The sequence below is a fragment of the Pseudoalteromonas sp. 2CM32C genome (assembly GCF_023161925.1).
In the GTDB taxonomy this organism is placed as follows: Bacteria; Pseudomonadota; Gammaproteobacteria; order Enterobacterales; family Alteromonadaceae; genus Pseudoalteromonas; species Pseudoalteromonas marina.
This window is the reverse complement of sequence record NZ_JALNTI010000007.1, coordinates 176,468-199,074: the sequence shown is the minus strand read 5'-3', so window position 1 is coordinate 199,074 and position 22,607 is coordinate 176,468. Positions and strand designations below refer to the sequence as shown.

20 protein-coding genes are annotated in these 22,607 nt (G+C 38.8%); 15 read left to right on the top strand and 5 right to left on the bottom strand.

The genetic code is table 11. From position 1 onward, the window contains the following. Positions 1-43: 43 nt before the first annotated feature. The gene (locus MTF67_RS14125; protein WP_006792805.1) at positions 44-547 is read right to left on the bottom strand and encodes a DUF2062 domain-containing protein; all 504 of its coding nucleotides are present in this window, start codon (positions 545-547) and stop codon (positions 44-46) included. On the opposite strand from MTF67_RS14125, the gene MTF67_RS14120 reads away from it, so the two are divergent. The 7 genes from MTF67_RS14120 to tcdA are packed head-to-tail and all read left to right on the top strand — an operon-like array spanning position 527 to position 7,996. Further along, positions 527-2,794, top strand: a complete 2,268-nt coding sequence (locus MTF67_RS14120; RefSeq protein ID WP_248519885.1) for a DNA internalization-related competence protein ComEC/Rec2 — start codon at positions 527-529, stop codon at positions 2,792-2,794. The two genes, MTF67_RS14125 and MTF67_RS14120, sit on opposite strands and share 21 nt — an antisense overlap. 60 nt (positions 2,795-2,854) lie before the next feature. After that, positions 2,855-4,600: a lipid A export permease/ATP-binding protein MsbA gene (gene msbA / locus MTF67_RS14115; RefSeq protein WP_248519884.1), complete on the top strand. Its 1,746-nt coding sequence runs from the start codon at positions 2,855-2,857 to the stop codon at positions 4,598-4,600. Beyond that, positions 4,597-5,577 (top strand): tetraacyldisaccharide 4'-kinase, encoded by a 981-nt coding sequence (gene lpxK, locus MTF67_RS14110; protein ID WP_248519883.1) that lies wholly within the window; start codon positions 4,597-4,599, stop codon positions 5,575-5,577. Before msbA ends, lpxK begins: the two co-directional genes overlap by 4 nt. Next, positions 5,567-5,764 (top strand): Trm112 family protein, encoded by a 198-nt coding sequence (locus MTF67_RS14105; RefSeq protein ID WP_006794732.1) that lies wholly within the window; start codon positions 5,567-5,569, stop codon positions 5,762-5,764. Before lpxK ends, MTF67_RS14105 begins: the two co-directional genes overlap by 11 nt. Beyond that, positions 5,752-6,513: a 3-deoxy-manno-octulosonate cytidylyltransferase gene (gene kdsB, locus MTF67_RS14100; protein ID WP_248519882.1), complete on the top strand. Its 762-nt coding sequence runs from the start codon at positions 5,752-5,754 to the stop codon at positions 6,511-6,513. Before MTF67_RS14105 ends, kdsB begins: the two co-directional genes overlap by 13 nt. 7 nt (positions 6,514-6,520) lie before the next feature. Then, positions 6,521-7,189: a TIGR01621 family pseudouridine synthase gene (locus MTF67_RS14095; protein WP_248519881.1), complete on the top strand. Its 669-nt coding sequence runs from the start codon at positions 6,521-6,523 to the stop codon at positions 7,187-7,189. After that, complete coding sequence (gene tcdA / locus MTF67_RS14090) at positions 7,190-7,996, top strand: tRNA cyclic N6-threonylcarbamoyladenosine(37) synthase TcdA (protein ID WP_248519880.1); 807 nt, start codon at positions 7,190-7,192, stop codon at positions 7,994-7,996. Here tcdA and MTF67_RS14085 read toward each other — a convergent pair. From MTF67_RS14085 to MTF67_RS14075, 3 genes are all read right to left on the bottom strand, one after another. Further along, the gene (locus tag MTF67_RS14085) at positions 7,993-8,409 is read right to left on the bottom strand and encodes a SufE family protein (protein ID WP_248519879.1); all 417 of its coding nucleotides are present in this window, start codon (positions 8,407-8,409) and stop codon (positions 7,993-7,995) included. The two genes, tcdA and MTF67_RS14085, sit on opposite strands and share 4 nt — an antisense overlap. 33 nt (positions 8,410-8,442) lie before the next feature. Beyond that, complete coding sequence (locus tag MTF67_RS14080) at positions 8,443-9,669, bottom strand: SufS family cysteine desulfurase (protein WP_248519878.1); 1,227 nt, start codon at positions 9,667-9,669, stop codon at positions 8,443-8,445. Positions 9,670-9,779: 110 nt separating this feature from the next. Further along, positions 9,780-11,066, bottom strand: a complete 1,287-nt coding sequence (locus MTF67_RS14075) for a citrate synthase (protein ID WP_248519877.1) — start codon at positions 11,064-11,066, stop codon at positions 9,780-9,782. Positions 11,067-11,487: 421 nt separating this feature from the next. Between MTF67_RS14075 and sdhC the strand changes: the two genes are divergently transcribed. The 8 genes from sdhC to sucD all read left to right on the top strand — a co-directional run bounded on the left by sdhC (position 11,488) and on the right by sucD (position 21,343). Beyond that, a complete protein-coding gene (sdhC, locus tag MTF67_RS14070) occupies positions 11,488-11,865 on the top strand; it encodes a succinate dehydrogenase, cytochrome b556 subunit (protein WP_074210168.1) in 378 nt (125 codons plus the stop codon). Further along, the gene (gene sdhD, locus MTF67_RS14065) at positions 11,856-12,203 is read left to right on the top strand and encodes a succinate dehydrogenase, hydrophobic membrane anchor protein (protein ID WP_006794724.1); all 348 of its coding nucleotides are present in this window, start codon (positions 11,856-11,858) and stop codon (positions 12,201-12,203) included. Before sdhC ends, sdhD begins: the two co-directional genes overlap by 10 nt. Next, entirely contained in the window at positions 12,204-13,976 is a 1,773-nt protein-coding gene (sdhA, locus tag MTF67_RS14060; RefSeq protein WP_006794723.1) for a succinate dehydrogenase flavoprotein subunit, read from the top strand. 10 nt (positions 13,977-13,986) lie between these two features. Further along, the gene (locus MTF67_RS14055) at positions 13,987-14,703 is read left to right on the top strand and encodes a succinate dehydrogenase iron-sulfur subunit (protein WP_006794722.1); all 717 of its coding nucleotides are present in this window, start codon (positions 13,987-13,989) and stop codon (positions 14,701-14,703) included. 90 nt (positions 14,704-14,793) lie between these two features. Then, the gene (gene sucA / locus MTF67_RS14050) at positions 14,794-17,613 is read left to right on the top strand and encodes a 2-oxoglutarate dehydrogenase E1 component (RefSeq protein WP_248519876.1); all 2,820 of its coding nucleotides are present in this window, start codon (positions 14,794-14,796) and stop codon (positions 17,611-17,613) included. A gap of 3 nt (positions 17,614-17,616) precedes the next feature. Continuing rightward, complete coding sequence (gene odhB / locus MTF67_RS14045) at positions 17,617-19,128, top strand: 2-oxoglutarate dehydrogenase complex dihydrolipoyllysine-residue succinyltransferase (protein WP_248519875.1); 1,512 nt, start codon at positions 17,617-17,619, stop codon at positions 19,126-19,128. A 176-nt stretch (positions 19,129-19,304) separates the two neighbouring features. After that, positions 19,305-20,471 (top strand): ADP-forming succinate--CoA ligase subunit beta, encoded by a 1,167-nt coding sequence (gene sucC, locus MTF67_RS14040; protein ID WP_006794719.1) that lies wholly within the window; start codon positions 19,305-19,307, stop codon positions 20,469-20,471. Further along, on the top strand, positions 20,471-21,343 hold the full coding sequence (gene sucD, locus MTF67_RS14035; protein WP_008127375.1) for a succinate--CoA ligase subunit alpha: 873 nt from the start codon (positions 20,471-20,473) through the stop codon (positions 21,341-21,343). The genes sucC and sucD overlap by 1 nt, the downstream gene beginning before the upstream one ends. A gap of 61 nt (positions 21,344-21,404) precedes the next feature. On the opposite strand, the gene MTF67_RS14030 is transcribed toward sucD, so the two are convergent. After that, complete coding sequence (locus tag MTF67_RS14030) at positions 21,405-22,475, bottom strand: DUF3083 family protein (RefSeq protein ID WP_248519874.1); 1,071 nt, start codon at positions 22,473-22,475, stop codon at positions 21,405-21,407. Positions 22,476-22,607: the final 132 nt, after the last annotated feature.

Here is a 22,607-nt window from a genome sequence, read left to right as displayed (position 1 = left end):
CTAGCTGGGTTTTTTTTCGTCTATACTATTCAAAGGATCGATATTATTTGCGTGCAGCTCTTGCCTTTACAACAGAGCGGCGCCATAAAATATCAATGCCAAAATAGCCTATGATTGATGCTATAGAGGCGCATACAAGCGAGCCAACTAAGAATGCAGGGCCAATGGTTTCGATACTCTGTTCAAACCAAGCCCAGTTAAGCTCAAAAGCAAAGTGTTGTTCTGGTTGATTTAAAACAAGAGTGCCAACGAGGTAAGACCCATAAAAAATAGGTGGCATGGTTAAAGGATTAGTAAGCCAAACAAGTGTTGCTGAGATAGGTAAGTTAACTCTAAATAAAATAGCAGTCGCTGCGGCTAAAACCATCTGAAAGGGAACAGGGATGAAAGCAAAAAATAAACCAACTGCAAAGGCTCCTCGAGCAGAACGTCTGTTTAAGTGCCAAAGATTTGCATCTTGCAAAAGCTTACCAAAAATTTTTAACGATTTGTGATGTCTAATTTTATTCGGATCGGGTAAAAATCTTTGGATAGTTTTCTTAGCCATTTAAAGCAACCATTTACATCAGTGTGGATCAGTCTTGGTTTTGTAATTGGCTGTATTTCAACCGTGTTTTATTACGAAACTCTCGAATTTATTATTATTACAGTGTCCATTGTAATAATAGGCGCTTATTTTAAGCCGTTTTTGTCTTTATTGTTAGGCTTTATTTGTGGAATTTGTATCGTTATAGCGCATTATCATATTTTTTATAACTTTGAGCACATAATTAATGATGAAAAGTACGCATATCCAGTCGAAGTTGTAATACAAGAAGTCATCTCAAACAAAGCTCCCCAATATGTCAAAGCAAAATTAGTGCGTATTGATGGAAAATACTATTCTAATTTGAGTGCACCTAGCGCGATGTTAAGCGTTAATTTAGATCAGCCATTGCGTGCTAATGATCGTTTTGTGGCAAGTGTTAATTTAAAAAAATTTAGAAGTAATAAGAACTTTAATGTATTTGATAACGAACTGTATGCATTTAAGCAGCGAATTTTCTTTAAAGGCAAAGTTCTTAATAAAGAATTAAAAATCAAAAGCACTTCAGAACAAAATAGTGTTCAAAGTTATAAAAGCTTCATTAAAAATACATACGAAAATACAACACTAAATTGGCTTTACTATGCTTTATTAACAGGGGATAAGACGTTAATGACACCGAGTGATAAGCAGCTGATGCAATCACTGGGTTTAAGCCATTTACTTGCTATTTCAGGCTTACACATTGGGTTGGTGTTCGGTTTTGGTTTCTTCATTACAAAGTGGGTATTTATCCACGTTAAGTTGTTTAATAATCAAACGATTAATTTTTCAATTGCTTACAGTGCGATTGGTTTTGTATCAGCGTTTGTTTATGTCTATTTAAGTAACTTTTTGGTTTCAGCGACTCGTGCACTAATAATGCTTGGCTGTTATTTACTTCTATATTATTTTCAAAGGCAGCTAATGAGATGGCGCAGTATTTTGTTTGCGCTTGTTATTGTACTCGTTGTTAATCCGTTCAATACCCTTAATCCTGGATTATATTTTTCATTTTTTGCAGTCGTGGTTATTTTTTTAGTTATTAAAAATGTACCTCACTTTACCAATTCATTTCTAAAGGTACCTTTTGCATTAATTACTATTCAGGCTGCACTATTTATTGGTTTACTGCCTCTGTCTTTTTACGTTTTTAATGGCGTGAGTGTTGCTGGCTTAGTCATAAACTTAGTCGCAATTCCATTTCTTTCATTTATTTTAATGCCTTGTTTAATTTTATTAACGGCTATAAGTGCCGTATTTGATATTAGTATGGTTATTATTTTTATCGATAGCGGTCTAGCTTTTATTTTTACCTGTTTAAATAAATTACCAGCAGGTTTTGGTTGGCTAAACATAGGAATTATTGGTCTAAGTGTCATTATTTATGCTTATCTTACTCTTTTAATTTTTTATTTTTCGCCATATAGGCGGCTCGCTTTTTTACCTTTAGCCATGCTCTATATTGATTATTTACTTGCTGATAAGCCTACATGGAAATTACATGTATTCGATGTTGGGCACGGTCTTATGGCTCTTATTGAAAAAGATGATAAAGGGTTTATTTATGATTTTGGACCTAGTTACTTTAATCGTTTTAGCCGTGCTAAAAGTATTTTGTTACCTTTTATTGATATAAATAATATTGCAGTGACTCATTCTGTAGTTAGTCACCTTGATAATGACCATTCCGGTGGTTTATCTCATTTTATCGGCGCAGGTTTAAAGTTTTCATTTAATGAATTTCACCCTAATGGACCCTCAAAGGGGTGTATTCAAAAAGAAGTAAACATGGCTGGGCTAAAAATTAAAAGTTTCCCAACTCCCTTGTATGGTAATGAAAATGATGAGTCGTGCGTAATAAAGGTTTCAGATAAAGAGCACAGCGTTCTATTTACAGGCGATATTTCAAAAAATAGAGAGTCGCAACTGATAAACCTTAGCGATAGTTTAAAAAGTACAGTGTTACTAAGTCCTCATCACGGTAGTAGTACGTCATCAAGTAAGAAATTTATTACTGCAGTTATGCCACAGATTGTTATTCACCCAAGTGCTTACAAAGGGCAGTGGCAATTTCCTAAAACTGAAGTTGTTGAGCGTTACAGAAACATTAATGCCTTGCAGTATGTTACTGGGCAACACGGGCAAATTACGGTGGAGTTTTACGAAGAGACTGTGACTGTTATTACAGCACGAGACTATCAAAGCTACTGGTTTATAAAAGATTGACGTTTTGTTTTAGTTCTAGCAAGGATACAATAGGGCCTGTAATTGAATAAAGAGAGTATTATGGATCAAAGTACTACACAAATTTACAAGCGTTTAATTTCTTACGTAGGTGCTTACAAAAGCGTGGCAATAGTTGCTATTGTTGGCATGATTGGCTATTCCGGTATGGATGCTTTATTTATTCAATTAATGAAGCCTTTTATTGATGAAGGTTTAAATCAACGAAATAACGAAGTATTAAAATACGCCCCTTTTGTAGTAATAGCTTTGGTTATTGGTCGTGGTATTTTTAATTTTATGTCATCTTATTGCCTAAGCTATGTAGGCTCGCAAGTTGTTCGTTCACTCCGCCAGGAATTATTTGAACATATTTTACATCTACCTGTTTCATTTCATGATAAAAACTCAACAGGTGACCTAATTTCTAAAATTACGTTTGATACAGAACAAGTTCAACAAGCAATAACCAAAGCATTATTGATTGTAGTGCGAGAAGGGGCATTTGTTGTGTTTCTGCTTGGTGTAATGTTTTATACAAGCTGGCAATTATCTCTGATATTTTTAGTTATTATTCCTTTAGTTGCGCTGATCGTTGCAATAGTATCTAAGCGTTTTCGTCATATTTCTAAAAATATACAATCTGCTATGGGCCAAGTAACAAGAAGCTCAGAGCAAATGCTCAGTGGCCATAAAGTGATTCATGGTTTTGGCGGTCAAGAGAGAGAGATTAATCAATTTTCTAAAATTAATAATCATAACCGACAACAACGTATAAAAATGGATGCTACAAAGGCATTAAGTGTTTCAGTTATTCAAATACTTGCAGCGAGTGCTATGGCCGTTATTTTGTGGGTGGTATCAATGCCTTCAATGATAGACAGCATTAGCTCAGGCGACTTTGTTGTGCTTATTTCATCGATGATGATGTTACTACGCCCGCTAAAACAGTTAGCTAACGTTAATAGTGATATGCAGCGCGGTATTTCTGCAGCGCAAAGTATATTTTTAATACTTGACGAAAATATAGAAAAAGATACAGGCACAGTATCTGTAACAAAAGCTAAAGGTTTAATTGAGGTCAAAAATGTGACTTTCAAATATCCCACAAAAGATGAGCCTGTATTAAATAACTTAACGCTTACAATTCAAGCCGGCGAAAGTATTGCGTTAGTTGGGCGTTCGGGTTCAGGTAAATCAACAATTTCTAATTTATTACCACGTTACTATGATTTAGACTTACCAAGTCAAATACTGTTAGATGGTATTCCTTTAAATGATTATAAGCTTACAGATTTGCGACGCCAATTTGCGCTAGTATCGCAACAGGTTGTGCTGTTTAACGACACTATAGCTAACAATATATGTTATGGAATTCAGCGAGATATTACAGATGCTGAGTTATTACAGGTAGCTAAGCAGGCCCACGTGTGGGAGTTTGTAAAAGACTTACCTGAAAAGCTAAATACGATGGTAGGTGAAAACGGCGTTATGCTCTCTGGTGGTCAACGTCAACGCATTGCTATAGCCAGAGCTATTTTAAAAGATGCCCCTATTTTAATATTAGATGAGGCAACATCCGCATTAGATACAGAGTCCGAAAAACTTATTCAACATGCGCTTGATGACTTAATGAAAGATAAAACATCAATTGTCATTGCACATCGATTATCTACAATTGAAAATAGCGATAAAATTTATGTTATCGATAATGGCCGTGTTATTGAAAGTGGCGATCACACTAGCTTACTCTCAAACGATGGAACTTATTCAGCGTTGTGTAAAATGCAGTTTGGCGAGCAACCGTGAATAAAATCGAAAGAAGCTGGTATGAACCAGTTGGACTTATTACATTACTTTTTTTGCCATTGTCAGCTTTATTTTGGCTAATTTCGATTACCAGAAAGCAGATGTATCGCTTTGGAATATTTAAGCAATTTAAAAGCGACATACCTATTATTGTTGTTGGTAACATTAGTGTGGGTGGAAATGGTAAAACACCGTTTGTATTATGGCTTTATGACTTTTTAACAAAACAAGGGTTGTCAGTTGGAATTATTAGCCGAGGTTATGGTGGTAAGGCGAGTAATTATCCTTTAATTGTTAAAGACAATACGCTAGCTGCTGAGGCGGGTGATGAGCCTAAACTTCTGTTTCATCGTCTAAAATGCCCAATTGCTATAGGGCCAAATCGACAACGCAATATTGAGTTACTAGCGCGTGATTATAATTTAGATATCATTATCTCTGACGATGGTATGCAGCATTACAAAATGGCACGGACTATTGAATGCTGTATTGTCGATAGTGAACGCCAATTTGGAAATGGGTTACTAATGCCTGCGGGACCATTAAGAGAAACCCCTGCACGTTTGAAGTCGGTAGATTTGATTGTTGAAAACGGTGGGCAGAATAGTAATAACTACACGTTAGAGCCCGCAGCGCTCAGGTCAGTAAAAAGTTCTTTTCCTATTAGTGAATCGATTAAAAATGGCCATGCAGTAAGCGCAATAGGTAATCCTAAGCGTTTTGAAAATACCTTAAAAAAACAGGGGATAACTTTATTATCTTCAAATCACTTTAGGGATCATCATTCATACACAGCCGAAGATTTTACCCGATTTGGTAACGACAATATTCTAATGACCGAAAAAGACGCCGTAAAATGCAGCGAGTTTGCCAAAGATAATTGGTATTATTTACCAGTAAATGCAAAGCCAACACAGGCTGTAATAAATAAATTAACTTTAATATTAAAAGAAAAAGGGATCCTAAATGGCCTTTGATACTAAATTACTCGACATAATTGCATGCCCTGTATGTAAAGGAAAATTACGTTTTGATAAAGACAACAGTGAACTAATTAGTACTGCTGCAAAACTCGCATACCCTGTTAAAGATGATATTCCGGTATTACTTGAAAATGAAGCAAGAGAGTTATCGTTAGAAGAGGTTGAAAAGTGGAATTCGTAGTCGTTATACCTGCGCGCTATGCTTCAACAAGATTACCAGGAAAACCGCTAGCAGACATTTGTGGTAAACCTATGATTCAACATGTTTATGAGAAAGCATGTTTATCAGGTGCAAGCCAAGTGATAATTGCAACCGATCATCAAAAAGTATTTGATGAGGTTAGTACGTTTACTAATGATGTTGTGATGACGCGTGAAGATCACCAGTCAGGCACCGAACGCTTAGCGGAGGTAGTTGCTTTATTAAATTTAGATAGCAATACCATAGTTGTAAATGTTCAAGGTGATGAACCATTACTAGCTCCCGATAACGTTTTGCAAGTAGCTAAGTTGCTAAATGAATCATCAGCACCCATGGCCACATTAAGTGTTGCCATTGAACATAAAGACGAAATATTTAATCCTAATGCAGTCAAGGTTGTTAGCGATATAAATAAAAACGCGTTGTATTTTTCGCGTGCAAGTATTCCGTTTGATCGACTTGCGATGTTAGACGAAAAAAGAGATTTAGAGCTTTCATCATTTCAACGTCACGTGGGTATTTACGCTTACAGAGCAGGGTTTATTAATCAATATATTGCACTTAGTATTTCTCCTTTAGAGTTATTAGAGTCATTAGAGCAGCTGCGTGTTTTATATCACGGTTATAGTATTAAAATAGAGCAGGCAAAAGTAGCTCCGCATGCAGGTGTTGATACTGCTGAAGATTTAGCAAAAGTAATTGCGTTTTTACAAAATAAAAACGCGTGACCTTTGAATGAATTTAATATTAAACGTGGTATGTGAGCATGCTGATTTTTATGTTGTCGAAAAACCAGCAGAACTCAGCTTTCATTCAGAAGATGGACCTGGCTTTGTTGTGCTAGCTGAGCGACAATTTAATGAGAAACTTTACGCAGTTCATAGACTAGATAAAGTAACTTCGGGTCTAATTATCTTAGCAAGAAATAAAAGCGCTGCAGCAACGTTTACGGAGCTTTTTGCACAACATTCTATTGATAAATTTTATCTAGCTATTACAGACTCTAAACCTAAAAAAAAGCAAGGTTGGGTTAAAGGAGATATGGCCAAGTCGCGCCGTGGTACCTATAAGCTTTTGGCATCTAATTTAAATCCTGCAATTACCCGTTTTTATTCAATTAGTTTTAAAGCGGGTTTTAGAGCGTTTATTTTAAAACCTTTCTCGGGTAAAACACACCAGCTAAGAGTTGCCTTAAAAAGTATAGGATCCCCAATATTGGGTGATATTGCTTACTCAGGCACGGTTTCAGATAGAACATATTTGCATGCTTATGCATTGAGCTTTACTTGGCAGGGTGAGAACTTACAATTTACGCTTTTACCTAGTAACGGTGATGCGTTTTTAACCTTGTTACAACATGATAATTTTCAAGCATGGCGTTCGCCATGGGAACTGGACTGGTAAATGAGTGAAAAAATAACTGACATCCGCTTTGGTGGCATTAAACGTTTATATGGTCATCAGCAATTTGATTGGCTTCAAGAGGCTCACTTTTGTGTTGTTGGCATTGGTGGAGTGGGGAGCTGGGCAGCTGAGGCGCTTGCGCGCACCGGTTTAGGTAGAATAACGCTCATAGATCTTGATGATATTTGTGCGACCAATGTAAACCGTCAAATCCATGCCTTATCTGGGACGATTGGTCATGCTAAAGTCGACGCAATGAAAGCGCGTTGTGAACTTATAAATCCAGAATGCAACATTGATGTCATTGATGACTTTATAACACTTGAAAATATTAAAGAGCACATTCACGGCTTTGACTATGTAATCGATTGCATTGATGCGGTCAAAGAAAAAGCAGCACTCATTGCCCATTGTAAGCGAAATAAAATGCCTATTATTACCACTGGTGGAGCTGGTGGTCAAACCGATCCTAGTCAAATTACATTCGGTGATGTAGCTAAAACAACGCAAGATCCTTTACTTGCAAAGGTGCGCTACATATTACGTAAACAGTATAACTTTAGTAATAACCCTAAACGAAAATTTAATGTTGATTGCGTTTACTCAACAGAGCAATTAGTTTATCCAGGGAGTGATGGTAGTGTTTGCCATGCAAAGCAAAGTGCAGATGGCAGCATGAATATGGATTGTAATAATGGTTTTGGCTCTGTAACGATGATTACAGGAAGTTTCGGCTTTTTTGTAGCAGCCAAAGCTATTCGCAAATACCTAGATAAAAAGCAGCGTTTGCAGGTTTGCACTACTTAGCTTATTTTTTGCTGTGCCATGGTTTGGATTCTATCAACCATGGCTTTAATTCCGTTACCACGTGATGTACTTAAGTGGCTAATAAGACCTAGCTTATCAAACTCCTCATACGCATCTATTTTCACTACTTGCTCTGGTGTCAGTCCGTTATATAAAGATAAAATAATTGCTAGCAAACCTTTTACGATACGTGTATCTGAATCACCAATGACTACTAACGTATTTTCTTTTAAATCAAATTCAACGAACATCCATACCTTGCTTTCACAGCCGGGAACTAGTGAACCTTCTGTTTTTAAAGCATCAGGTAAATCGGGTAAAGTTTTGCCTAAAAGCATTATTTCACGATACTTTTGCTGCCAAGAAGACGCTTTTTCAATTGACTCAGTGGTTTTTTTAAACGTATTTGTCATGAGTTATCCTAATAAAATATATAAAAGCGACGTTTAATCTAATAAGGTGATACATTCTTTGAGTGAGTTGATGAATATGTCAACATCTTCATAGGTATTGTAAAAACAAAAGCTGGCTCTTAAGGTGCCATTTATTCCTAAATGAGTCATAAGCGGTTGCGCACAATGGTGGCCTGCTCTGACTGCAACGCCATAACCGTCAAGTAATGTTGCCAAATCGTAAGGATGCTCATCTTTAAAATTAAAACTTAGAGTGCCAATATTATCAGATAGGTTGCTGTAAATTGTAATACCTTTAATGGTTACCAGTTTTTCAGCCGCATAATTAAATAGTTTTTGCTCATACTTTTGTAATTGTTCGTTTTGTAAGGCGTTTAAATAATCCAAAGCCGCAGAAAAACCTAATACGCCAGAAATATTAGGAGTACCTGTTTCAAATTTTGCAGGTGCAGGGCGATAAGTACTATGTGTAAGGTACACCTTATCTATCATTTCCCCGCCAGTTTGATACACATCTAAAGAATTAAGTTCTTGATATTTGCCATAAAGTACACCTAAACCTGTGGGGCCAAGCATCTTGTGGCTTGAGCACACGTAAAAATCACAGTTTAAGTTATGTAAATCAGGCTTTAAGTGCATTGCGCCTTGAGCGCCATCTATCAAAACGAGTGAATTAACTTCTTTTGCAGCAGTAATAAGGGGCTTTAAATTTGTGATATTACCAAGCATGTTAGATGCTTGTGTAATTGCAAACAAACTAGGTTTAGACTGCTTAATAAAATCACAGCATTGTTTAATATTTAATGTTCCATCATCATTAACTGGGAGTGCTAATAATTTAGCGCCTGTTTGTTCGCTAAGCACTTGCCAAGGCACAATGTTAGCATGATGTTCTAATACTGAGATAATAATAGTATCGTTTTGGTTAAATCGGCTTCGTAAACCATTACTTACTAAATTTATCGCCTCTGTAGCACCCTTAGTCCAAACAATTTCTTTACTTGATACATTAAAATACTTGGCTGTTTTGTCACGAGCTTGCTCGTATAAGCTTGTTGCACGCTCGCTCAATGTGTGACGGCCGCGATGTACATTTGCATTTTGGCTGGTATAAAATTCGTTTATAGCGTCTATGACTGATTGGGGTTTTTGAGTGGTTGCTGCAGAGTCTAAATAAACAAGTGGGTTAGCATTTATCTGCTGCTTTAAAGTAGGAAAGTCATTTCTAATTTTATTAATATTAAATTCTAAAGCAGGCATAGCTCTTCAACATGGTCATTTTCAGGCGCAAATTGTAATGGGTTTATAATAATTCTCAAGTATTGAACACAAAAAAGGCCGCAAAAGCGGCCTTTTATAGCTAAATAATATTAGCGCTTGTCGGCAGATACATAGTCACGGGCAGTGTAACCAGTATACATTTGACGAGGACGGCTGATCTTATGACCAGGCTGAGAAAGCATTTCATCCCAGTGAGTGATCCAACCAACAGTACGTGCCATTGCAAAAATTACAGTGAACATGCTTGTCGGAATACCAATCGCTTTTAAGATAATACCTGAGTAGAAATCTACGTTAGGGTAAAGTTTCTTCTCAACGAAGTATGGGTCTTCTAGAGCAATTTGCTCAAGCTTCATTGCAATATCAAGAAGAGGATCTTGAATGTTAAGCTCTTCTAATACTTCGTGACACGTTTGACGCATTACTGTTGCACGTGGGTCGAAGTTTTTGTAAACACGGTGTCCAAAGCCCATTAGACGGAACGGGTCTGACTTGTCTTTTGCTTTGGCTACGTATTCATCGATACGATCAACTGAGCCAATTTCTTCTAACATGTTTAAACATGCTTCGTTAGCACCGCCGTGAGCAGGGCCCCATAAAGAAGCGATACCGGCTGAAATACATGCATATGGGTTCGCGCCCGAAGAACCAGCAAGGCGGACTGTAGATGTAGAAGCATTTTGTTCGTGGTCTGCGTGAAGCATGAATATTTTATCCATTGCTTTAGCAGTAATCGGGTTTACTTTGTACTCTTCAGCTGGAACAGAAAACATCATGTGTAAGAAGTTTTCTGCATAGCTAAGGTCATTTCGTGGGTATACAAAAGGCTGGCCAATGTTTGTTTTGTATGCCATTGCAGCAATTGTAGGTAATTTAGCAACTAACCTAACAGCACTTGTTTTGCGTTGCTCTGCATCAGTAATATCTAAATCTTCATGATAAAAAGAAGAAAGAGCACCCACAACACCACAAAGCATTGCCATTGGATGTGCATCAAAGCGGAAACCTTGGAAGAAATTAGCAATTTTTTGATCTAGCATTGTGCTGCGAGTGATTTTCTCTGCAAATGCATCGTATTGCTCTTTAGATGGTAACTCACCGTTAAGAAGTAAGTAGCAAAGTTCAATATAGTCTGATTCTTCAGCAAGTTGCTCAATTGGGTAACCGCGGTGAAGTAAAACACCTTTACCACCATCAATGTAGGTGATTGCAGATTCACAAGAACCAGTCGACATGAAACCTGGGTCATAGGTAAAGTGGCCATGTGAACCTAACGTACGTACGTCGATTACATCTTGGCCAGCAGTGCCTTGATAAATTGGAAGTTCGATTGGATCAAGTCCATCAATATGAACTGTGGCTTTTTTATCTGCCATCGCTATGTATCTCCTATTAAGATATCTATTCTGATTTTTAGATTTTTAAAGTTCTGAAATCTGTTTTAAGCACATCTACGCATTTTAACGTGAAAGAGGGGGTTAAAGTCAATTTTTATAAACATTATGCACATTTGTATAATAAATATTCTGTATCATATATGTATTATACTATTGGCTAATTCGCAAACATCTCTAAATAAACAAGAATTGTAAAAAGCCTTATGGGTATATATACTAACGGAGGTTTTAAAACCGTATTGTATTTGGGTAAAGATATTTTTACATTCAAAAAATTTACATTAATGTGAACTTTTAATGTTTTAATTCGTTTATCTTGATAGTTCCACCAGAAACATTTGGTGGGTTTTTAGAAAAGCAAGTAGATGAGCTCCAATGTGAGCAAGATGGGCAAGTAACTGTGAAAAAGCAAAGACCTGTAAATCTAGATCTAACAACTATATCTATGCCGGCAACGGCTAAAGCATCAATTTTTCACCGCGTCACCGGTGTTGCATTATTTTTTGCTTTAACGTTTGTCATTTGGGCTTGGTCTGAGTCTCTCTCGTCAGCTGAAAGTTTTGAATTCGTCAAGGGTCTGTTTAACGGATTCATTGCCAAATTTATAGCTTGGGGCACTATTTCAGTACTAGGCTATCACCTTATTGGTGGTATCCGTCACATGGTAATGGATATGGGACACTGGGAAGAACTTGAATCAGGTAACCTAAGCGCTAAAATTGCAATGGCTCTTGGCGTTGTATTCGCTGTATTAGCGGGAGTGTGGATATGGTCTTAAATCAAGCAACTCTTAAACGTGATGGTGTACAAGATTACGTATCTTTACGTACCACGGCATTAATAATTAGCGCATATGCTATTTTTATTATCGGCTATTTTTTAGCGACGCCGGAAGTCACTTTCGAAGCCTGGACAGGCCTCTTCTCTAACCTAGCTATGAAAGGGTTTACGCTAGTAACTCTAGTATGCATTATGGTTCATACCCGCATTGGCCTTTGGCAGGTTTTAACAGACTATGTTAAAAACTCAAAGTTACGCGCATTTTTAGGGTTTGTTCTAAACCTAATGGCCGTTGCTTACGTAGCTATTGGTCTAATTGTATTATGGGGTGTTTAAGTGAAATATTCTGTTCGTGAATTTGACGCCGTAGTAATCGGTGCAGGTGGTGCAGGTATGCGCGCTGCCTTGGCTATTACTGAATCTGGCAAAACGTGTGCACTAATATCGAAAGTATTCCCAACGCGTTCACATACCGTATCCGCTCAAGGTGGTATTACAGTAGCGCTTGGTAATTCACACGAAGATAACTGGGAATGGCATATGTATGATACCGTTAAAGGTTCCGATTTTATCGGTGACCAAGACGCTATCGAGTATATGTGTCAAACTGGGCCAGAAGCAATTACTGAATTAGAAAACATGGGTTTACCATTTTCACGTTTTGAAAATGGCCGTGTATACCAGCGTCCTTTTGGTGGTCAATCAAAGAACTTTGGTGGCGAACAAGCAGCACGTACTGCAGCAGCAGCTGACCGTACTGGCCATGCTTTATTACATCTTCTTTATCAACAAAACGTTAAAAATAAAACAAATGTATTCTCTGAGTGGTATGCACTTGATTTAGTTAAAAATGATAACGGCGATGTTGTTGGTTGTACTGCAATTGAGATTGAAACAGGTGAAATCACTTACTTCAAATCAAAGGCGGTTGTACTAGCTACTGGTGGTGCTGGTCGTATATACGCTTCAACCACAAATGCTCACATTAACACTGGTGACGGTGTTGGTATGGCTACACGTGCTGGTATTTCTATGCAAGACATGGAAATGTGGCAGTTCCACCCGACAGGTATTGCAGGAGCAGGTACACTTGTAACTGAAGGTTGTCGTGGTGAAGGTGGTTATCTTTTAAATAAAGATGGCGAGCGTTTCATGGAACGTTATGCACCTAACGCAAAAGACTTAGCTTCTCGAGATGTTGTTGCACGTTCAATGATGACAGAAATTCGTGAAGGCCGTGGTTGTGATGGTCCTTGGGGTCCTCATATCAAGCTTAAGCTTGACCACTTAGGTGAAGAGACACTTAACCTACGCCTTCCTGGTGTTTGTGACCTTGCAAAAACATTTGCTCACGTAGACCCAGCTAAAGAACCAATTCCAGTTATACCAACATGTCATTATATGATGGGTGGTGTACCTACTAACGTGAATGGTCAAGTGCTTCAAATCAACGCTCAAGGCGATGAAAAAGTAGTTGAAGGTTTATTTGCTGTAGGCGAAATTGCATGTGTATCTGTGCACGGTGCAAACCGTCTTGGTGGTAACTCATTACTTGATTTAGTAGTGTTTGGTCGTGCTGCAGGTAATTTCTTAGGTACATACCTAAGAGATGTTGAAGTATCAAAAGCTGCCTCTGAATCAGATTTAGAAGCGTCTCTTGCACGTTATAATCGTTGGGAAAACTCAACAGCTGGTCAAGGTGAAGATCCTGTTCAAATTAAGAAAGATCTTCAACAATGTATGCAGCTTAACTTCTCGGTATTCCGTGAAGGTGATTCAATGGCGACTGGTCTTCAAGAACTTAAAGAAATTCGCGAGCGTTTACAACATGCTCGTCTTGACGATAAATCGTCAGACTTCAACACGCAGCGTATCGAATGTCTTGAACTTGATAACTTAATGGAAACAGCTTACTCAACAGCAGTAGCTGCAAACTTCCGAACAGAAAGCCGTGGTGCACACTCTCGTTTTGACTTCCCAGATCGTGATGACACGAATTGGTTATGTCACTCAGTATACAATCCTGTTACGGATGAAATGAGTAAGCGTGACGTAAACTACGCGCCTAAGACGCGTGAAGCATTTCCACCTAAAGCACGTACATACTAGGAGCGAGACGATGGCACAAGTACAATTTTCAGTTTATCGTTACAATCCAGATGTTGACAACGCACCACGTATGCAAGATTACACCTTGCAAATTGACGATGGTCACGACATGATGGTTCTGGATGCACTTTTATTATTAAAAGAGCAAGATCCTTCACTTTCATTCCGTCGTTCATGCCGTGAAGGCGTGTGTGGTTCTGACGGTGTTAACATGAATGGTAAGAATGGTTTAGCATGTATTACTCCTTTATCTACGTTACAAAATAACGGTAAAGGTACAATAGTAGTTCGTCCTCTTCCAGGATTACCTGTGGTACGTGACCTTGTTATTGACATGAGTCAGTTCTACACTCAATACGAAAAAGTTAAACCTTATCTAATTAATGACACGCCTGCTGCAGGTGAACGTCTTCAGTCTATTGAAGAACGTGATAAATTAGACGGCTTATATGAGTGTATTTTATGTGCATGTTGTTCAACATCGTGTCCTTCGTTCTGGTGGAATCCAGACAAGTTCATTGGTCCAGCAGGCCTTCTTCATGCTTACCGTTTCTTAGCTGATAGCCGAGATACAGCAACAGAAGAGCGTTTAGCAGACCTAGACGATGCGTTCAGTGTGTTCCGTTGTCACAGTATCATGAACTGTGTTAGCGTTTGTCCTAAAGGTCTTAATCCGACCAAAGCGATTGGGCAAATCAAATCTATGTTATTAAACCGTTCAGTTTAACTACATAGAAACGTAAGATGGCTAGTTCTCATTACTAGCCATCTTGTTATTATAACTATTAATTTCTGCGCTAAAGAAAAGGGCTTATAAATGCACGAAGGTGTGATGAAGGCATGGTTAGAATCTTCACATTTAAACGGCGGTAACGTTGCTTATGTAGAAGAGCTTTATGAAGCGTATTTAGATGATGCGACTTCTGTGCCAGATGAATGGCGAGAAGTGTTCGAACAATTACCAAAAGTTAATGGTGTGGATGTTGAAGTTAAGCATTCAGAAGTTCGTGCACAGTTTGCACAGCTTGCAAAAAACAAGCATAGAGAAGTAGTGGTAGCAGAGGGTAGCGGCGGTGACCTTAAACAGGTTAAAGTCCTGCAACTTATTAATGCTTTCCGTTTTCGTGGACACCAAAATGCAAACCTAGATCCATTAGGTATTTGGGAACGAGAGCGTGTTCGAGATTTAGAGCTAGATTACCACGACTTGTCAGAAGCTGATTTTGAGCGAGAGTTTAATGTAGGGTCTTTTGCAGTTGGTTCAGACTCTATGCCTTTAGGTGAATTATACCAAGCACTTAAAACTACATATTGTGGTTCTATCGGTGCAGAGTATATGCACATCACATCTACAGAAGAAAAGCGTTGGTTACAACAACGTTTAGAATCTGTTCAATCTAGGCCTAAATTCGAAAAAGAAGAAAAGCTACGTATCCTCAAGGGGTTAACTGCAGCTGATGGTCTTGAAAAATATTTGGGTGCTAAGTTCCCTGGTGCAAAACGGTTCTCACTAGAAGGTGGGGATGCATTAGTACCTATGCTTAAAGAGCTAATTCACCGAGCTGGTGAAAGTGGCCAACAAGAAGCCGTAATTGGTATGGCTCACCGCGGACGCTTGAACGTTTTAGTGAACGTTTTAGGTAAAAATCCATCAGAGCTTTTTGATGAATTCGCTGGCAAGCATAAAGACACATTAAGCTCTGGTGATGTTAAGTACCACATGGGTTATTCATCGGACTTTGCTACTAAAGGTGGCAACGTTCATATGGCACTTGCTTTTAATCCTTCTCACCTTGAGATAGTTAACCCTGTAGTTATGGGTTCTGTACGCGCTCGTTTAGATCGTTTAGGTGACACTACGGGAATAAAAGCATTACCGATCACAATTCATGGTGATTCTGCTGTAACAGGTCAAGGTGTAGTACAAGAAACGTTTAACTTGTCTCAAACTAATGCGTTTAGTTGTGGTGGCAGTATTCGAATTGTTGTTAATAACCAAGTTGGTTTTACTACTTCTAAACAAGACGATGTTCGTTCTACAGATTACTGTACTGATATCGCCAAAATGGTTCAGTCACCAATTTTCCACGTTAACTCTGATGATCCTGAAGCGGTTGCATTTGTTACACAAATAGCACTTGATTTTAGAAACAAATTTAAGCGTGACGTAGTTATTGACTTAGTTTGTTATCGTCGACATGGCCACAATGAAGCTGATGAGCCAAATGCTACTCAGCCTTTGATGTACCAAAAAATCAAAAAACACCCAGTTCCGCGACTTATTTATGCAGATCAACTAATCGCTGAAGGCTCTTTTTCAGAACAAGAAATTAAAGCACTTGCCGATGAATACCGTAATGGGTTAGATGACGGTAATTGCGTTGTATCTGAAATTCAACCAGAAACCTCTCATTCTTCAGATTGGGCTAAATACGTGGGCCACGATTGGGATGTTGATTACGACGCAAGTGTTTCGGTTGAAAAGCTCAAAGAACTTGGCGAAAAGGTAGCGAGCTACCCTGAAGAATATAAAGCTCAGTCGCGCGTTAAAAAGATTTACGATGATCGTAAGTTAATGGCTACTGGTGAAAAACCGCTTGATTGGGGAATGGCAGAAACACTTGCTTATGCAACTATCGCAACCGAAGGCACTGACATTAGAATGACAGGCCAAGATTCTGGTCGCGGTACCTTCTTCCATAGACATGCCGTTGTTCACAGTCAAAAAGATGGTGCGACTTATCTTCCTTTACAACACTTAAGTGAAGATCAAGGCGCTTTCCAAGTTTTCGACTCTGTACTCTCTGAAGAAGCAGTAGTTGCATTTGAGTATGGTTATGCGACTGCCGAACCAACTTCTCTTGTACTTTGGGAAGCTCAGTTTGGTGACTTTGCAAATGGTGCGCAAGTTGTATTTGACCAATTTTTGAGTTCAGGTGAGCAAAAGTGGGGTCGCTTATGTGGTCTTACTATTTTGTTACCACACGGTTATGAAGGCCAAGGTCCAGAGCATAGCTCTGCACGTTTAGAGCGTTTTTTACAGCTTTGTGCTGATCACAACATGCAAGTTTGTGTTCCGTCTACACCTGCGCAAGTATATGCAATGTTACGACGTCAGTCAGTAAGACCTTTACGTCGTCCATTGATTGTTATGACGCCTAAATCGTTACTACGTCATCCTCTTGCAGTTTCATCACTTGAAGAACTTTCAAACGGTGTATTCCATAATATGATCGACGAAGTTGATGATATTAAACCTGAGAACGTTGAACGCGTTGTTTTCTGTAGTGGTAAAGTTTATTACGAGTTACTACAAGAGCGTCGTAAGCTGGAACAAAATAATATTGCCATCGTTCGTGTAGAGCAATTATACCCGTTCCCACATGACGAAATGAAAACTATTATGAAACGTTACCAACACGTTACTGATTTTGTATGGTGTCAAGAAGAGCCACAAAACCAAGGTGCATGGTACTGTTCTCAACACCATTTTGTTGACGCAATTCCACAAGGTGCTAAGTTGAAATACGCTGGGCGTAAAGCATCTGCATCACCAGCGTGTGGTTACATGTCAGTACATACTAAAGAACAACAAGCGCTCGTTGCTGACGCGCTTACTATAGAAAATAAAGGATAAGCGATGAGCACAGAAATTAAAGTTCCTGTTCTTCCTGAGTCGGTCGCAGATGCTACCGTTGCTACATGGCATGTAAGTGTTGGCGACAAGGTAACTCGTGATCAGAACTTAGTAGATATTGAGACAGACAAAGTAGTGTTAGAAGTAGTTGCACAACATGACGGTGTAATTACAGAAATCTCTCAAGAAGAGGGTGCTACCGTACTTGGTGACCAAGTTATGGGTTTACTTGGCGATGCTGATGCAGCGCCTTCAAGCGAAAGCACATCTTCAAGTGAAGCAGAAAAATCAGAAGACGCGCCATCGGCGCCATCAGCACCAGCATCAGAAGGTAAAGAAGTGGACATCAAAGTACCTGTACTCCCAGAATCAGTTGCAGACGCAACAATTGCTACATGGCATGTTCAACCAGGAGACGCAGTAACGCGCGATCAAAACCTGGTAGATATCGAAACAGATAAAGTTGTTCTTGAAGTAGTAGCTCAAGAAGACGGTATCATGGGCGACATCATTAACGCTGAAGGCGATACTGTTCTTGGTGAGCAAGTAATCGGTTCAGTAAAAGCAGGTGGTGCACCTGCAGCTCCTGCTGCTAAAGAAGAGGCGGCTCCTGCTGCAGATTCAACTGATAGCTCAGATGTATTAACTCCATCTGTTCGTCGTTTAATTGCTGAAAAAGGACTAGATGCTTCTAAAATCAAAGGAACTGGCAAAAATGGTCGTGTAACTAAAGAAGACGTTGATATGTTCTTGAAAGCACCGGCACCATCAGCGAAGAAAGCAGAAGCTGCTGCTCCAGTTGCGCCAATGGGTGATCGTACTCAAAAGCGTGTTCCTATGACACGTTTACGTAAAACGATTGCTAACCGTCTTCTAGAAGCTAAAAACTCTACTGCAATGTTAACTACGTTTAACGAAGTTAACATGAAGCCAATCATGGACCTTCGCAAGCAGTACCAAGAAGTATTCGAAAAACGTCACGGTATTCGCTTAGGCTTTATGTCTTTCTACGTGAAGGCAGTTACTGAAGCACTTAAACGTTTCCCTGATGTAAATGCGTCAATTGATGGGGACGACATTGTCTACCACAATTACTTTGATATCAGCATTGCTGTTTCTACACCTCGTGGTCTAGTAACACCAGTTCTTAAAGACTGTGATAAGTTATCAGTTGCTGAAATTGAAAAAGGCATTCGTGAATTAGCACTTAAAGGCCGTGACGGAAAGCTAACGCTTGACGACATGACAGGTGGTAACTTCACTATTACAAATGGTGGTGTATTCGGTTCATTACTATCTACACCTATCATTAACTTGCCACAGTCTTCAATTTTGGGAATGCACAAAATTCAAGACCGTCCAATGGCAGTAAATGGTAAAGTTGAAATTCTTCCTATGATGTATTTGGCACTTTCTTACGATCACCGCCAAATAGATGGTAAAGAATCTGTTGGTTTCTTAGTAACTATTAAAGAGTTACTTGAAGATCCAACTCGCTTATTACTGGATGTTTAATCAAGTAGTATGAAATATAAGCTGTGAACCACAATTCACAGCTTTTTTTTTGCGCCTTTGGTCGTACTGGGGTTTTCATGTTAAGCCTTGGCAACTATACTAGGTGCGCAATTTGGGATAGTTGTTTATTGAATAAATATTCAGCTCTTTTAGTATAAAAAATTGGATAAAGCATCATGAATTTGCATGAGTATCAGGCAAAACAACTTTTTGCCGAATATGGTTTACCAGTTTCTCAAGGTTTCGCTTGCGATACACCTGAAGAAGCTGCAGCAGCTGCTGAAAAAATCGGCGGTGATATGTGGGTTGTTAAAACTCAGGTTCACGCAGGTGGACGTGGTAAAGCTGGCGGTGTAAAGCTAGTTAAAACTATCGATGAAGTTAAAGCGTTTGCAGCTAACTGGTTAGGTAAAAACCTAGTTACTTACCAAACAGACGAAAATGGTCAGCCAGTTGCTAAAATTTTAGTAGAAAGCTGTACAGATATCGCCAACGAATTGTACTTAGGTGCAGTAGTTGATCGTGCTTCTCGCAAAGTTGTTTTCATGGCGTCTACTGAAGGCGGTGTTGAAATTGAAACTGTTGCTGAAGAAACACCAGAACTTATCCACAAAGCTGAGATCGATCCACTAGTAGGTCCTCAAGCTTACCAAGCACGTGAACTTGGTTTCAAATTGGGTCTTAACCCAACACAAATGAAACAGTTCGTTAAGATCTTCATGGGTCTTGGTAAAATGTTTAACGATTTCGATTTCGCATTACTTGAAATCAACCCGTTAGTAATCACAGACGAAGGTAACCTTCACTGTCTTGACGGCAAAATCGGTATCGATGGTAATGCACTTTACCGTCAACCAAAAATCCGTGAGTTCCACGATCCATCTCAAGAAGATGCGCGTGAAGCACATGCAGCAAGCTTTGAGCTTAACTACGTAGCACTAGATGGCAACGTAGGTTGTATGGTTAACGGTGCAGGCCTAGCAATGGGTACTATGGACATCGTAAACCTACACGGTGGCAAGCCAGCTAACTTCCTAGATGTTGGTGGCGGCGCGACTAAAGAACGTGTTTCTGAAGCATTCAAAATCATCCTTTCTGACGACAATGTTAAAGCTGTTTTAGTTAACATCTTTGGCGGTATCGTACGTTGTGACATGATTGCTGAAGGTATCATTGGCGCAGTTAAAGAAGTTGGCGTAAACGTACCTGTAGTTGTACGTTTAGAAGGTACTAATGCTGAATTAGGTCGTGAAGTTCTTAAGAGCTCTGACTTAGACATCATCGCTGCTGAATCATTAACAGACGCTGCTGAAAAAGTTGTTGCTGCTGCGGAGGGCAAATAATGTCTGTATTAATCAATAAAGATACAAAAGTTATCTGTCAGGGTTTCACTGGTGGCCAAGGTACTTTCCACTCAGAGCAAGCGCTTGAGTACGGTACACAAATGGTTGGTGGTGTTAGCCCAGGTAAAGGCGGTCAAACGCACCTTGGTCTTCCTGTATTCAACACAGTACGTGATGCAGTACAAGAAACTGGCGCAACTGCTTCAGTTATCTACGTACCAGCACCTTTCTGTAAAGATGCAATCTTAGAAGCAATCGATGCTGGCATCGAGCTAATTGTTTGTATCACTGAAGGTATCCCTACACTTGATATGGTTGACGTTAAAGTTAAACTAGATCAAACAGGTACTCGTATGATCGGTCCTAACTGTCCAGGTGTTATCACTCCTGGTGAGACTAAGATTGGTATCATGCCTGGTCACATCCACAAGCCTGGTAAAGTAGGTATTGTTTCTCGCTCTGGTACTTTAACGTACGAAGCGGTTAAGCAAACTACAGATGCTGGTTTTGGTCAGTCTACGTGTGTTGGTATTGGTGGTGATCCAATCCCAGGTACTAACTTTATCGACGTTTTAGAAATGTTCGAAAAAGATCCACAAACTGAAGCAATCGTAATGATTGGTGAAATTGGTGGTACTGCAGAAGAAGAAGCTGCAGAGTACATCAAAGCTAACGTAACTAAACCTGTTGTATCTTACATTGCTGGTGTTACTGCACCAGAAGGTAAGCGCATGGGTCATGCTGGCGCAATCATCGCAGGCGGTAAAGGTACTGCAGATGAGAAATTTGCTGCATTAGAAGCTGCTGGCGTACAAACTGTACGTTCACTTGCTGATATCGGTAAAGCACTTAAAGAGAAAACAGGCTGGTAATCAGTTTATTTAATCTTTGAAAAGGCTCGCATTTGCGAGCCTTTTCGTTTTGAGCACTTAATTAAAACGGGTAACTGATATGTTGAAAAAACCTGACGGTTAGATCTTGTCTTTCTTTACTTATATCTAGTTCATCACAAAGTTGAAAAATCGTTTTTTCAACCTGATTCATAAATTTGCCATAACCAATTTCTTGCTTGTTATGATTGGCAGCTGCAATAACAAAATGAATTGTTTCAACTAATCTTTGTTCATCGTAAAAGCACTTTAGCTGTGTTTTATTTGAGTCTATGTCAAAGCTCAGCTTTTGAAGCTCTTCGTTTCCTTCGTTAATATCCACTTTACTATTTCTAACAATAGGTTTGGCACCATTAGCTACTAATGCCCCATGTGTTAGCTTATTAAGCTCGCAGCACCGTTTGAAGCTATCTAAAAAGTAATTATAAAATTGTTTAAAATCGCCATTATTAATTAAAGTTTGAAATTGAGTTTTAATAGCCCTTGATACAGGGATAGAAAATGTGGCGTATGTCATCTCGGCATGGTTTATAGGTATTTCACATTGGCGATTTTGATACCTTGGGTACAAACTTCTTAATTTGTAGCCGTAGGTTTCTTTGTTTCCTTTATTTTTAGCAAATAAGTCGTAAGTTAAATGTTGATGATCACGCACTTTAAATTGGGGTTGATCAATAAATAATTGTTCTTGCAATACAGTTAATACTTTTTGGACTTTTTTGTGAAATACAGCGGAGTTAGCTCGTATATCTTCGCCCGTAGCTAAAAAGAGTAAGCGTACCTTTTTACTTTGCGTGTTCGTTGAATAATAGAGTTTATGTGCCTCGTGATAGCGTGGGTTATAAAATATAAGCATTTGCTTATTAGTTTCTAACTGATATGACTCTTCATGAAATCTGACAACAGGAAGTTTGTCGTTTGCTAAAATATGCACGTTATGGAGCTCATATTCATCGCATGCTGCAAATAATTGGCGTGCTATTCTTTCGTAACAACAGTTTATTGAGTTGAAGCTTGAGTAAAAACTATCGTTAGGGGTAATTTCTGCGAGTAAGTAATGATTAGCACGTGCATTACTAGGTATATAAACACGGTGCTGGTTAAGTGTAGCCATCTCTTAATCCTTATAAAGTACGGTATTGACGCACTATAAAGCGCTTCTATGAATTAAATATTGCGCTAAAACAAACTTTATTCGTTAAAAACAGATTAGATGAATTAAAGTTAATCAATAAGTAAGATAAAG

Coding starts and splice junctions, on each gene's coding strand:
- MTF67_RS14125 (WP_006792805.1), bottom strand. CDS start 547: ATGGCTAAGAAAACTATCCAAAGATTTTTACCCGATCCGAATAAAATT.
- msbA (WP_248519884.1), top strand. CDS start 2,855: ATGGATCAAAGTACTACACAAATTTACAAGCGTTTAATTTCTTACGTA.
- MTF67_RS14105 (WP_006794732.1), top strand. CDS start 5,567: ATGGCCTTTGATACTAAATTACTCGACATAATTGCATGCCCTGTATGT.
- MTF67_RS14095 (WP_248519881.1), top strand. CDS start 6,521: ATGAATTTAATATTAAACGTGGTATGTGAGCATGCTGATTTTTATGTT.
- tcdA (WP_248519880.1), top strand. CDS start 7,190: ATGAGTGAAAAAATAACTGACATCCGCTTTGGTGGCATTAAACGTTTA.
- MTF67_RS14085 (WP_248519879.1), bottom strand. CDS start 8,409: ATGACAAATACGTTTAAAAAAACCACTGAGTCAATTGAAAAAGCGTCT.
- MTF67_RS14080 (WP_248519878.1), bottom strand. CDS start 9,669: ATGCCTGCTTTAGAATTTAATATTAATAAAATTAGAAATGACTTTCCT.
- MTF67_RS14075 (WP_248519877.1), bottom strand. CDS start 11,066: ATGGCAGATAAAAAAGCCACAGTTCATATTGATGGACTTGATCCAATC.
- sdhD (WP_006794724.1), top strand. CDS start 11,856: ATGGTCTTAAATCAAGCAACTCTTAAACGTGATGGTGTACAAGATTAC.
- MTF67_RS14055 (WP_006794722.1), top strand. CDS start 13,987: ATGGCACAAGTACAATTTTCAGTTTATCGTTACAATCCAGATGTTGAC.
- sucA (WP_248519876.1), top strand. CDS start 14,794: ATGCACGAAGGTGTGATGAAGGCATGGTTAGAATCTTCACATTTAAAC.
- odhB (WP_248519875.1), top strand. CDS start 17,617: ATGAGCACAGAAATTAAAGTTCCTGTTCTTCCTGAGTCGGTCGCAGAT.
- sucC (WP_006794719.1), top strand. CDS start 19,305: ATGAATTTGCATGAGTATCAGGCAAAACAACTTTTTGCCGAATATGGT.
- sucD (WP_008127375.1), top strand. CDS start 20,471: ATGTCTGTATTAATCAATAAAGATACAAAAGTTATCTGTCAGGGTTTC.
- MTF67_RS14030 (WP_248519874.1), bottom strand. CDS start 22,475: ATGGCTACACTTAACCAGCACCGTGTTTATATACCTAGTAATGCACGT.